Origin of the sequence: Nonomuraea rhodomycinica, assembly GCF_013363995.1 — a bacterium.
Taxonomy (GTDB): domain Bacteria; phylum Actinomycetota; class Actinomycetes; order Streptosporangiales; family Streptosporangiaceae; genus Nonomuraea; species Nonomuraea rhodomycinica.
Genome location: NZ_JABWGO010000001.1, coordinates 933,167 through 945,518, shown reverse-complemented (window position 1 = coordinate 945,518; position 12,352 = coordinate 933,167). Strand labels below are relative to the sequence as shown.

The following is a 12,352-nucleotide window of genomic DNA, read 5'->3' as shown; positions in this document are numbered from 1 at the left end:
CGGCGTCGCTCCCAGATGGGCCGGTCAGGCGGTCACCCCCAGCTCGGTGAAGATCCGCCCGGCGGCGCCGCCGTGGTGGCGGGCGGCCACGTCGTCGCCGCGGCGAGCGTGCAGCTCGCCGAGGTCCCGGTGGGTCTCGGCGAGCCCCCTGCGGTCGCCGATCTCGGAACGGACGCGCAGCGCCTCGGCGTAGTGCGCGAGCGCCTCCTCCTCCCGGCCCAGCAGGTGGTACAGGCCGCCCAGGTCGTGGGCCACCTGGCCCTCGCCCCTGCGGTCGCCCGTCTCGCGGTGCGCGGCGAGCGCGCGCCGGAGGTGGCCGAGCGCGCGGTCGCGCCGGCCGAGATGGATCTCCATGAGGCCGATGTTGTTCAGGGCGCGCGCCTCGCCCCGCCGGCTGCCCGCGGCCCGGCGCAGCGCCAGCGCCCGCCGGTACAGGCCGAGGGCCACGGCGTGGCGGCCCCGCTCGGCGTGGATCACGCCCAGGTTGTTCAGCGCGTTGGCCTCGCCGTCGCGGTCGCCCGCCAGCCGGTGGGCGGCCAGGGCGCGCTCGTACCAGGAGACGGCCTCGTCCATGCGGCCCAGGGTGCGCAGCACGATGCCGATGAGGTTGTACGTCCGCCCCAGAGCGCCCTCGTCGCCGGCCGACTCCATGACGTCGCGGGCCTCGTACAGGTGGGCGAGGGCGTCGTCGTAGCGGCCGAGCAGCCAGTGGACGGTGCCGACGCTGCGCAGGGCGGCGCCCGTGCCGCGCCGGTCGCCCAGCCGCCGGTGCAGTTCCAGCGCCGCACTGTGCTCGGCGAGTGCTTCGGGGTAGCGGCCCAGGCGCTCGTACGCCTCTCCCAGATGGTTGTGGGCCGTGGCCGCCTCGCGCGGGCGGCCGGCCCGCCCGGCGGCGGTGACGGCGAGGGCGTGCAGCTCGGCGGCCCGAGCCGGGCTGTGGGCCAGCGCCAGCGTACGGGCGAGCGCGGCGGGCAGCCGCCAGGCCGCCTCCGCTCCGTCCTCGGCGGCGCGGCGGGTGACGGCCAGCACGTTGTCCAGGTCGTCGTGCAGGGCGAGCGGGTCTCCGATCGTGGCGTACCAGCTCAGCAGCCGGTCCACGGCCCGCTCCCTGACCGGCGCCGCGTCCTCCGCCTCGGCCCGGTGGCGGGCGTAGTCGAGGAGGAGGTCGTGCAGGTGGTACCGCTCGGCCCGCGCCCGGCCGGGGCGTGCCTGGACGAGGCTCGCCGCCAGCAGGGCGTCCAGCCGGGCGCGGGCCTCGGCGGGCGGCACGCCGAGCAGCGCGGCCAGCGCCCCGGCGGTGAACCCGCCGCCCGGCGCCAGGCCCAGCCTGCGGAACGCGGTCCGTTCGGCCGCGCCGAGCGCCCGGTACGACAGGTCGAAGGTGGCCTGCACGGCCGCGGCGGAGGCGTCGTCGTCCACGCCGCCGAACGCGTCGCGCAGCCGCAGCGCGGCCAGCCGTCCCCGCTCGGCCAGGTCGTCCAGGTAGACGGAGATCCGCCGGTGGGCGTTGCCCGCCAGGTGGGCGGCGGCGATCCGCAGGGCCAGCGGCAACCGCCCGCACTGGCGGGCCAGCTCCGCCACCGCGCCCGGCTCGGCGCGGGCGCGCGGGCCGATCACCTCCGTCAGCAGCGCGACCGCCTCCGGCTCGGACAGGACGTCGAGGCCGACGGCGCGCACGGCGTGGCGCAGCGCCAGGCCGGACAGCCGGCCGCGGCTGGTCACCAGCACCAGGCAGCCCTCTCCCGCCGGCAGCAGCGGCTCCACCTGCGCCGGTCCGGCCGCGTCGTCCAGCACGACGAGCACGCGCCGGCCCGCGAGCAGGGTCCGGTACGCGGCGGCCAGCTCGTCCTGCCCGGCTGGCACCTGCCCGGCGGGCAGGCCCAGGGCGCGGACGAACCTGTCGAGCGCCTCCCTCGGCGTCACCGCCTCCCGCGGCCGGTGCCCCCGCAGGTCGGCGTAGAGCTGGCCGTCGGGGAACCGCCCGGCCATCCGGTGCGCCCAGTGCAGCGCCAGCGCCGACTTGCCGACGCCCGGCATGCCGCTGACGACGGCCACCCGGGGCGCCCCGGGCTCGGTCAGCGCGGTCAGCTCCCGGAACGTCGTGGCGCGCCCGGTGAAGCAGGCCGGGGCGGGCGGCAACTGCCGCGGCACCACCGCCCCCGCGGGGCGCTCGCCGTCCCCGAGCCCCGGGGCCGCCGCCGCGGGCCGCTCCTCGCCACGCCGCAGGATGCGCTCGTGGACGTGGCGCAGCTCCGGCCCCGGGTCCAGGCCCAGCTCCTCGGCGAGCACCCGGCGTGCCCGGTCGTAGGCCGCCAGCGCCTCGTCGGGCCGTCCCGAACGGTCGAGGGCCACGATCACGCGCGTCCACAGCGACTCGCGCAGCGGATGCTCGGCCAGCACCTCGCCCAGCCGCGCGGCGACCTCTGCGGGCCGGCCCGCCTCCGCCAGCGCGTCGGCGTACTCCTCCCACACCGCCAGCCGCAGCGCCTCCAGCCGGGCCCGTTCCGCCGCGACCGCCGGCGAGTCCGGCACGTCCACGAGGGCGGCGGCCCGCCACAGGTCCAGCGCCTCCCGGTAGTGCCGCGCGGCCTCGCCGGGCGTCCCGCTCTCCGCCGACTCGCGGGCCCGCCCGGCGAGCCGCTCGAAGGCGTGGGCGTCCACGGCGGCGCCCTCCAGGCCGAGCCGGTAACCGCCCGGCTCCTTGGTGATCGCGCTCACACCCTTCGCGCGCAGCCTGGAGACCAGCGAGTGCAGCGTGCTGTCCACGCTGCGCGGCGGGCTGCCGCCCCACAGCTCGTCCACCAGCCGCCGCGCGGGGACCGGCCGTCCGGCGGCGATCAGCAGGACGGCGAGCAATGCCCGCTGCTTGGGCGCCGTCAGCCGCACCGGCGAGCCGTCGAGCCGCAGCTCCAGAGTCCCGAGGACGCGGAACTCCACGTCACCCCCTTCAGCTCTCCAGCCCGTCGGCGCTTCGCCGCGCAAGATCGGCGCAAGCCCGGCCTGGAAGTCTAGATCGCGTTTCGACCTGTCCGGTAGCGGTGTTTTCGCCGATCCAGTTCTGGAGGTGGTCGTCGATGGTCGTGTCCGTGTCCGGCGCCCGGGTGCGTCTCGGTCTGCTCGGCCCGCTCCAGGTGGTGCGCGGTGACGGCCCGGTCGCCATCACCGCGCCCAAGCATCGCGCCGTCCTCGCCATCCTGGCGATCAACGCCGGTCGGCCGGTCTCGGCGGAGCGGCTCACCGAGGAGCTGTGGCAGGGTTCGGAGCCGGCGTTCGCCCGCAAGACCGTGCAGGGCTACGTCTGGCGGCTGCGCAAGGTGGTCGGCGACGTCCTGCGCACCCGGGCGGGCTCGTACGAGCTGGACGGCGACGCCCCGGAGAGCGACGCCGCCCGCTTCGAGCGGCTGCTGGCCGACGGGCGGCACGCGCTGCACGAGCGCCGGCCGGAGCGGGCGCGGGCGTCACTGGAGGCGGCGCTGGCCCTGTGGCGCGGTCCCGCGCTCGCCGACGTGCCGGCCACGCCCGTGGTGCGGGCCCACGCCGACCGGCTGGAGGAGGCCCGGCTGCTGGCCCTCGAAGCCGTGCTGGAGGCGGACATCGAGCTGGGCGCCACCGCGGCGGCGCTGCCGCGGCTGCGCGAGCTGACCCGCGTCCACCCGCTGCGCGAGTCGCTGCACGCGCTGCTCATGCTCGGCCTGTACCGGTCGGGACGGCAGGCCGAGGCGCTGGCCGTGTACGGCGCGCTGCGGGCGACGCTGGTCGCCGAGCACGGACTGGAGCCCACCCCGGCCGTCCGCGACCTGCACCGGAGGATCCTCGCGGCCGACCCCGCCCTCACCGGGGCGCCCATAAGGTGATCGTCATGAAGATCCTGGCCGCCCTCGCCCTCCTCCTCGCGGTGTGCGGAGCGGACGCGCACGCGGTCCGGCCGGCCACGTGGCGGCTGACCTACGCGCTGCAGGGACCGACCGGCGAGGTGAGCTCCACGGACTTCGGCGCGATGGGCGTCACGGGACAGGGACAGGCGTGGGCCCTGCTCCAGGAGAACCGCGGCCGCCGGTGGACGATGCTCCACTGGGACGGGGCCTCCTGGCGCCGTGCCGCGCCGCCGGAGGGCGTCAGCGGCGGCGACGCCGAGTTCGCCGCCTCCCCGGCGGGCGACGACCTGTGGATGTTCGCCGGGAACCGGCCGTTCCAGCTGACCGGCGGCCGGTGGGTGCACCGTCCGTGGCCCGGCCGGTTCGCGCGCGGGTCCGTCGCCGCCGGGGCGAGGGACGACGTCTGGATCGCCGAGTACGGCGGCCCGGACGACTATTCCGAAGCCGGGCTCAGCCACTGGGACGGCCGCTCGTGGAGCCCGGTTCCCGGGCCGGGCTCCCATGACCACGAGCTGTCGCGCGTGGCCGCCTCCGGAGAGGGCGAGCTGTGGGCGGTGGCCGAGGCCATGGGACAGGCCAGGGTGACGCGGCGCGACGGCTCCGGCTGGGCCGCCACCCCGCTTCCGCCCGCGCCCGGCTGCCCTCCCGCGCCCGCCGGCGGCTTCCACGGCATGGCGGCCCGCGCCCGCGACGACGTGTGGCTGATCACGCAGGGCGCCGCCCGGAGGTCCGGGTCCTGCGCGGTGCCCGACCGCGGCCTGGTCGCGCGCTGGGACGGCGCCGCGTGGAGGTGGCTGGACCTGCCGCTGGCCGGCACGTGGCTGCCGACCGTGCGCGCCGACCGGGTCGGCGGCGTGTGGATCGCCGCCAACCCCGCCCACGGGCAGCCGTACGTGCTCAACTTCCGCCACGGCCGCTGGACCCGGTCGGCGCTGTCCGCGGACGGCGGGTGGGCGGGGTTCGTGGACGTCGTCCCCGTGCCCGGCACCACCCGGCTGTGGGCCCTGGCCCGCCGCGGCGACGGCACCCTGCTCATCTACGAACTGTCCTGAAGGGGGCTGGACTCAGGAGTGCGGGCGCTCGTCCACGACCTGCACGAGCTTGCCCGTGCGCGGGTGCGTGGCCAGCCCGGACGGCCGTACCCACTCGATGACCAGCGGGTGGACGAACCCCTGCTCCACGCAGTCCGGGTAGAGCGGCCGGGCCGCGTGGACCGCTTCGACCAGCCGCTCGGTCAGCCCGGCGGGCGGCTCCCCGGCGCAGGCCAGGCGCAGCACGAGCCCGTCCTTGCCGTCCCAGCGGCGCTCGACCATCTGCATCCCGGTCATCGTCCCGCCCGGGTCGGCGGCGGCCAGCGCGGCGCGGACGTCCTCGTAGGACATGGCGACGTTGGCCACCCTGGCGCCCTCGACGGTCCGGCCGACCAGGCGGAAGCGGCGGCACCCGGCGTCCACCCACTCGGCCAGGTCGCCCACCGGGTAGCGGATGATCGGCATGAGGGTGCGGAACAGGTTCGTGACGACCACGCGGCCGCGCACGCCCGGCCCGGTGACCGGCTCGCCGGTCACCTCGTCGACGAGCTCCACCACGGTCCGCTCGGGGAACGCCTCGTGCACCCGCACGTCGTCACCCGGCACCGGCCCGCCGACCAGGCCGGCGTCCACCGTGGCGTACCCCAGCGACGCGATCGCCGCGCCCGGGAAGGCCTTGGCCAGGCGCGGGCGCAGGTCGTCGAAGAGCAGGTCGCCGGCGAACAGCAGCAGCTCGACCGAGCACGCGTCCACCTCCCTGGCGAGCACCGCCTCGGCCACCCCGCCGAGCTTCATCGGCGTGCCGGCCAGCACGTTGACGCCGAAACCGGCGATCAGGTCGGCGACGTCCTCGTCCGGCGTGTGGCCGGCGACCGGCAGCCGCACGTTCTCCACCGGCGCGTTGTGCAGGGCGGCCTCGATGTAGAGGAAGCCGCCGTACAGGTGGCCGGCGAAGAACAGGTTCGCCACCCGGTGCCCGGGCCGGAGCCCGGCCCGGACCATGCCCGCGCCGAACGCGGAGGTGGAGTCGAAGTGCTCGGTGCGGGTCCACGGGGACACCTTGGGGGCGCCGGTGGTGCCGCCGGAGGTGTACACGCCGGCGTCGGTCAGCGGGCCGGTCAGCAGGCGGTTGTCCGGCCAGGTGTTGGCCGCCCAGAAGGCCGCCTGGTCGATGATCGGCAGCTGGGCGAGGTCCGCGACGCCCTCGGGCACGTCACGGTAGAGCTCGGCGTAGAAGGGCGAGTTGCGCCGGGCGAAGTCGATCAGGTCACGCAGTGGTCTTGCGGGCATCTGGTTCTCCTCGATGAGTTTCAGGCCGGATCCGGCTCCACGGCCTGCGGAAGGCGGCGCTACGGCCGGCCGGACACGGCGACGCTCTGGCCGCGGAACTCGGCGACGACCTCGCCGCCGGGACGGCGCACGGTGACGTCGTAGACGCCGTGCCTGCCGTGGCGGACCCGCTCCTCGGCCTCGGCCAGCAGGTCCTCTCCCGGCGCCGCCGGGCGGACGAAGGTCACCTGGGCGCTGTGCGCGAGGGTGACCGGGCCCCGGTTGTTGCAGGCGTGGGCGAAGGCGGCGTCGGCGAGCAGGAACACGTAGCCGCCGTGGGCGACGCCGTGCAGGTTGACCATGTCGTCGGTGATCCGCATGCGGGCCCGGGCCCGTCCGGGGCCGAGGTCCTCGAGCGTGATGCCGAGCGAGCGGCAGGCCGGGTCCTCGGTGGGGCGGCTCATTCGGCGGCCCCGATCCAGGTACGGGCCAGGGCGCGCACGGCCGAGCCGTCGGCGTCGGCGAGCTTGGCGGCCAGGTAGCCGGACACCCAGGCGCTGGTGGCGATGCGGAAGGGCGGGTCCTCGGCGGTCAGCGCGCCGACGATCACCTCGGCCACCTCCTGCTTGGACTGGCCGGCCCCCTCCCAGCCCGCGCCGCGCACCCAGTCGATGTAGCCGGCGAAGGTCCGGGCGTAGGGGCCGGAGGCGGCCTGGATGGTCTTCCGGTTGATGTCCGGAAAAATCCCGAACCGGGTGTCGGAGACGTAGCCGGGCACGACCACCGACACCCGCACCCCCTGGGAGGCCGCGACCGGTGCCAGGCTCTCCATGAACCCCTCGACCGCGAACTTCGCCGCCGCGTACGCCTCGTTGAACGGCTGCCCCACGACGCCGTGCACGCTGCCGACGCTCACCAGCCGCCCGCCCGAGGCCCGCAGCAGCGGCATCGCCAGCCGGCTGACGGCGATCACCCCGAAGAAGTTGACCTCCAGGTTGGCCCGCAGGGCCTCCATGGTGGACATCTCCATCGTGGGGTCGAAGTTGGACACGCCCGCGTTGTTGACCAGCGCGTCCAGCCGTCCGTAGTCCTCCCGCACGCCGCGCAGGCAGGACTCGGCCGACCCGGCGTCGGTGACGTCGAGCCGCCGGACGTCCACCTCGACGCCCGCCTTCCCGGCGGCCTCCAGCAGCTCGCCGGCCCGGCCCGGGTCGCGCATGGTCGCCACCGTGGCGAACCCGGCCCGCGCCGCGGCGACCGCGGTGGCCAGCCCCACGCCCGACGACGTCCCCGTGATCAGCACCGTCCTCATGAGGCGCTCCCCGCCCCCGCCGGCTCGCCCTCCCGCTCCGCCCGGTCGAGCAGCGGCTGGATGCCGAGCGCGGGCAGGAACGACAGCGCCGCGAGCAGCGTCCCGCCCGCCATGACGACCCGGGCGGCGTCGAGCACGCCCAGACCGGGTGTGAGCAGGGTGACCGCCGAGCCGCCCGCCAGGGCCGCCAGCGGGATCACGCCCCAGGTCGCGGTGCGGAACGCGGCGTGCATCACGCCCTGGTTCTCCGCCGGCATCCGCGACTGGCGGATGGGCGCGCTGCAGACGTTGATGCAGGACATGAAGAAGCCGTAGCAGCCGATCGTCACGCCGATCACGAGCGGCGGCGGCAGCGCGGGCGCGGCCAGCACGCCCAGGCCCACCAGGCAGTGCAGCAGCAGCGCCCACGCCATGGTGCGGCCCAGCCCCAGCCGGCCGCCGATCCTGGGCGCCGCGAGGGCGCCCAGCACGGCTCCCACGGCCGCCGCCGACATCGCCGCGCCGTACGCGGCGACCTGGACGCCCAGCCCCTGGTAGGCCAGGACGGGCAGGACGGTGACGAAGACGGGGCCGCCCGAGTTCAGCGTCACGGCGGCGACGACCACCCGGCGCAGCACCGGATCCGCCCAGTTCAGCCGGAACCCCAGCGCCAGCCGCGAGCGGACCGAGCCCTGGTGGACCGTCGCGGCGCCCCACGGGCGCATGGAGGTGAAGCAGGCGGCCGAGACCAGGTAGGTGGCCGCGTCGACGAGCAGCGCCGCCGCGCCGAGCGCGTGGTAGAGCCCGGCGGCGATCGACGGCCCGGCCACCTCCGACACCGTCCGGCTGCCCTCCAGCCTGGAGTAGGCGTGGACGAGCCGGTCCTGCGGCACGGTGGCGGGCACGGCGACGAGATAGCCGACGTTGAAGAAGATCGTCGCCCCGCTGACCAGCGCCACGCAGACGAACAGCAGCGGCGTGGTCAGCGCCCCCGCCCAGTAGGCGATCGGGACGGCCGCGATCGCCGCCAGCCGCACGAGGTCGCAGACCAGCATGGTGACGCGTTTGTCCCACCGGTCCACCAGCACGCCGGCGATCGGCCCGAGCAGGGGGATGCCGAGGTACTGCGCCATGGAGACCACGCCCACCTCGAACGGCGAGGCGTCCAACGCGAAGATCATCAGCGTCGGCACGACGAACACGGTGATCCGGTCGCCGACGAGGCTCACCGTCTGGCCGGACCAGAACAGCGCGAACTCGCGCCCCAGGGACAGCCTCACTCCGCCTCCCTGACCACGAAGCTCGCGGTCTTGCCGGTGCGCTCGTTGCTGACCAGCGCGTCGACGACCCGCACGCGGAAGGACTCCGGGTCGTGCTGGAAGGCCGTGCTCAGGGTGAAGGTCGCGGCCATCAGGTCGCGCCGCAGCCGCTCCGCCAGGCCGGGAGGCGCGTCGCCGCCGGCCAGCAGCAGCACCTCGACGGCGGAGACCCGGCCGCGCTGCTCGGTGATGACGATCTGCGCCCGCGCGACGCCGGGCTCCCGCTCGGCCTGGGCCACGATGTCGTCCACGTGCAGGCCGAGGCCGCGCACCTGCACCACGGAGTCGCGGCGGCCGAGGATCCGCAGCGCCCTGCCCCCGGCCCCGCACGGGCAGGCGACGAACCGGCCGGCGTCCCCGGTGCGGTAGCGCAGCACGGGGTTGAGCATGTCCGGGTTCAGCGTGGTGAAGTCCAGCAGCTCGTCCTCGCCCACGTGCACGAGCTGCTCGGGCAGCGGGTGGAACACGTCGGCCGGGCAGTCCGGCGTGTTCGTGCCCGCCACCCAGGTCTCGGTGCTGCCGAACATGCCCCACCGGCGCGCGTCCGGCGCGACCACGGCCAGGTCCTCGTCGAGCTGCGGATGCCACGCCTCGCCCAGCCAGAGCACCTTGCGCAGGCTCGGCAGGCGGACGCCGGTGGCGCGGGCGTGGGCGAACCACAGCCGCAGCACGCTGGGCGTGCCCCCGAACGCGGTCACGCCCCGGGCCGCGAGGAACGCCAGCCAGTCGCCGTACTCGTCCCGGGTGACCGAGCCGAGCGCGATGACCTGGCAGCCGGACAGGTCGGCGAACGCGGCGGCCAGGAAGTGGGCGCCCCACATGCGCCCGGCGCCCCAGCCGTTGACGAAGACGTCGTCGCGGTCCAGCGGCCGCCACTGGGCGTGCACGCCGGCCATGTAGAAGCCGGTGGGTGCATGGCCCACCTTGGGCGCGCCGGTGCTGCCGCCGCTCTGGAACAGCCAGGTGGCGCCGCGCTCGGCCCTGGGGTTCAGGTGCGCCAGCGCCACGTTCAGGTCGTCCTTGACCAGCGTGGGCAGCGCCGCCAGGTCCCGCAGCGAGAGGATCTTGTCGTGGGCGGCGTAGCGGAGGGCGAGCGCGGGGACGGTCTTCAGGCGCTCCAGCGCGCGCTGCGCGACGCGCAGGTCGGGGTCGTGGGACAGCGAGAAGTCGGTCATGATCTCTCCAGCCATCGGGTGTGGGCGTCGCGGTAGGCGCTCCAGCGGGCGCGGGTGACGTCGCGCTGGAGGGTGCGGGCGGGATCGCCCCAGTCGGGCGCGATCACGCCGTCGGGCTCCAGCTCCGAGAACCAGAACCGCTCGCCGTCGAAGAGGAAGTCGACGCAGAAGAACGGGATGGGCAGCCGGTCGGCGAAGTACGCGGTGGCCGCGGCCAGCTCGGCCGGGACCTCCGGGAACTCCATCGCGCCGCCCCTGCTGGCGTTGGCGACCGGCGAGCCGGGCTGCGGGATCCGTTTCATGACGGCGTACGGCTCGCCGTCCACGACGTAGACGCGGTAGTCGACCGTGCCGTCACCCAGGTAGGGCTGGACGACCAGCGCGGTGTCGCCGCCCTGCGCCAGGCTGGCCAGGCCGCGAATCTCCTCGGCGTCGCGCGCCAGGTTCACCCCGCCCCCGCCGCACCACCCGGACGGTTTGACGATGACGGGGTACGTCAGCTCGCCCAGCGCCGCCTCGTACAGGTACTTGCCGGTGTCCCGGCCGGTGCCGATCCGCACGGTGGGGACGGGCGGCACGGGGGAGTCGCGCAGGAACAGCACCGTGGCCAGCTTGTCGTTGGCGATGGGCGACAGCCACGCCGGGAACGGCAGGTAGAAGCCGGCCTGCTCCAGCACGGCGTAGAGCGCGTACTGGTTGAAGACGTCCATCGACTGGTACGGCAGGGAGTACAGGGCGGTGATGAACAGCGTGTCCTCGGGCGTGACCCGCTCCTGATCCACGTAGACGCGCGGCTTGCCGGTGTCGAGGCCGTCGACCGTCACCGCGTCGGGCGCGTGCCGGCACCAGGTCAGGCCGAGCTCCGCGGCCACGTCGGCGTACAGGTCCCAGAAGAAGGGGTGCCACATCGCCTGGGCCCGCGTGGACTCCCGGTCGGGGAAGATCCAGCACATGCGGCGCAGCGAGCTCATCGTTGTCCTTTCCACCAGAGGCGGCCGGGCTCGGGCAGCGTGTCGATCGGGTCGTAGAAGGGGAAGCGACGCCCGGGGCCGGGCGGCTCGCCCAGGCCGATGCCGTGGTTGACGGTCCAGTAGGAGATGCCGCGCGCGCGGTCGTAGCCGGTCACCTGGTGCACCCATCGCTTGCCGACGTACGGCACGTCGCACACGACGCGCGGCGTCGCGTACCCCGGCAGGTAGCCCATGATCGCTTCCTGGAGGCGCTGGCCCTGGTGGAGCGGGATCCGCCAGTGCTCGGCGTTGGGGATCATGTCGCAGAGGTAGAAGTAGTACGGCAGGATGCCGGCCTCCCCCTGCAGGGCGAAGCACAGGTCGAGCAGGTCGGCCGCGGTCGTGTTCACTCCCCGCAGCAGCACGCCCTGGTTGCGCACGTCCCGCACCCCCGCCTCGAACAGCGCCCGGGACGCCTCGGCCACCAGCGGCGTCACCGACTGGGCGTGGTTGGCGTGGGTGTGCACGGCGAGGTTCACGCCGCGGCGGCGGGCGAGCCGGGCCACCCGGCCCATCCCCTCCACGACGCGCGGCTGGAGCCAGTGCTGCGGCAGCCCGACCAGCGCCTTGGTGGCCAGCCGGACGTCGCGCACCGACTCCAGGTCCAGCAGGCGCAGCAGGAACGACTCCAGCCGCGGCCAGGGCACGTTCGCCACGTCGCCGCCGGAGACCACCACGTCGCGCACCTGCGGGGTGCGCTTGAGGTAGTCCAGCATCAGCTCCTCCCGGTCCACCGGCTTGAGCGTCAGCCGCGCCTTGGTGACCTGCGGGGTGGAGGAGCCGACCAGGTCCATCCGGGTGCAGTGCCCGCAGTACTGCGGGCAGGTGGACAGCAGCTCGGCCAGCACCTTGGTCGGGTACCGGTGGGTCAGCCCCTCCACCGCCCACATCTCGGCCTCGTGCAGGGAGTCGCGCCGCGCCCGCGGATGGCTGGGCCACTCGGGGTGCCGGTCCGAGGCCACCGGCAGCAGGTACCGGCGGACCGGGTCGGCCAGGAACGCCTCGGTGAAGGCGGCCGGCCGCGTCGGCGCGCCGGGCGCCATCACGTTCAGCAGTTGCGGCGTGACCAGCATGGACATGGTCGCGAAGCGCTCCGCGTCGGCCTGGAGGTCGGCGTAGAAGGAGTCCTGGAGCAGGTCGCCGGCCACCGCGCGGAGCTGGCCGGCGTTCTTCACGCAGTGGGCGCGCTGCCACTGGGCGTCGCGCCACTGCGTCTCGGTGACGCCGCGCCAGCCCGGCAGCCGCCGCCAGTCCGGCTCCACGAGGGGGCGGCGCGCGTACCTGTAGAGCGGGACGGCGGCGCCCTGGAGCCGGCCGCCGGCCTCGTGGAGCGGGTCGCCGGCCTCGCGGGGCGGGCCGGCGGCGCCGGCAGGCATCGGGTG

The 12,352-nt window shown here is 75.5% G+C and carries 10 protein-coding genes; 2 read left to right on the top strand and 8 right to left on the bottom strand.

From position 1 onward, the window contains the following. Positions 1-24: 24 nt before the first annotated feature. Positions 25-2,937: an AfsR/SARP family transcriptional regulator gene (locus HT134_RS04445; protein WP_175598935.1), complete on the bottom strand. Its 2,913-nt coding sequence runs from the start codon at positions 2,935-2,937 to the stop codon at positions 25-27. 137 nt (positions 2,938-3,074) lie between these two features. On the opposite strand from HT134_RS04445, the gene HT134_RS04440 reads away from it, so the two are divergent. Beyond that, positions 3,075-3,854: an AfsR/SARP family transcriptional regulator gene (locus HT134_RS04440; protein ID WP_175598934.1), complete on the top strand. Its 780-nt coding sequence runs from the start codon at positions 3,075-3,077 to the stop codon at positions 3,852-3,854. Positions 3,855-3,859: 5 nt separating this feature from the next. Then, the gene (locus HT134_RS04435) at positions 3,860-4,927 is read left to right on the top strand and encodes a hypothetical protein (protein WP_175598933.1); all 1,068 of its coding nucleotides are present in this window, start codon (positions 3,860-3,862) and stop codon (positions 4,925-4,927) included. 12 nt (positions 4,928-4,939) lie between these two features. Here HT134_RS04435 and HT134_RS04430 read toward each other — a convergent pair whose 3' ends face one another. From HT134_RS04430 to HT134_RS04400, 7 genes are read right to left on the bottom strand one after another with little or no spacing between them, the layout of a single operon-like run. Next, positions 4,940-6,196 (bottom strand): phenylacetate--CoA ligase family protein, encoded by a 1,257-nt coding sequence (locus HT134_RS04430; protein ID WP_175598932.1) that lies wholly within the window; start codon positions 6,194-6,196, stop codon positions 4,940-4,942. A 59-nt stretch (positions 6,197-6,255) separates the two neighbouring features. Further along, a complete protein-coding gene (gene paaI / locus HT134_RS04425) occupies positions 6,256-6,639 on the bottom strand; it encodes a hydroxyphenylacetyl-CoA thioesterase PaaI (RefSeq protein ID WP_175598931.1) in 384 nt (127 codons plus the stop codon). Continuing rightward, positions 6,636-7,487, bottom strand: a complete 852-nt coding sequence (locus HT134_RS04420; protein ID WP_175598930.1) for an SDR family NAD(P)-dependent oxidoreductase — start codon at positions 7,485-7,487, stop codon at positions 6,636-6,638. Before HT134_RS04420 ends, paaI begins: the two co-directional genes overlap by 4 nt. After that, on the bottom strand, positions 7,484-8,746 hold the full coding sequence (locus HT134_RS04415) for an MFS transporter (protein WP_175598929.1): 1,263 nt from the start codon (positions 8,744-8,746) through the stop codon (positions 7,484-7,486). The genes HT134_RS04420 and HT134_RS04415 overlap by 4 nt, the downstream gene beginning before the upstream one ends. After that, the gene (locus HT134_RS04410; RefSeq protein ID WP_175598928.1) at positions 8,743-9,960 is read right to left on the bottom strand and encodes a phenylacetate--CoA ligase family protein; all 1,218 of its coding nucleotides are present in this window, start codon (positions 9,958-9,960) and stop codon (positions 8,743-8,745) included. Before HT134_RS04410 ends, HT134_RS04415 begins: the two co-directional genes overlap by 4 nt. Beyond that, a complete protein-coding gene (locus HT134_RS04405) occupies positions 9,957-10,931 on the bottom strand; it encodes an ATP-grasp domain-containing protein (RefSeq protein WP_175598927.1) in 975 nt (324 codons plus the stop codon). The genes HT134_RS04410 and HT134_RS04405 overlap by 4 nt, the downstream gene beginning before the upstream one ends. After that, complete coding sequence (locus tag HT134_RS04400) at positions 10,928-12,346, bottom strand: KamA family radical SAM protein (protein ID WP_217707173.1); 1,419 nt, start codon at positions 12,344-12,346, stop codon at positions 10,928-10,930. The genes HT134_RS04405 and HT134_RS04400 overlap by 4 nt, the downstream gene beginning before the upstream one ends. Positions 12,347-12,352 lie beyond the last annotated feature (6 nt).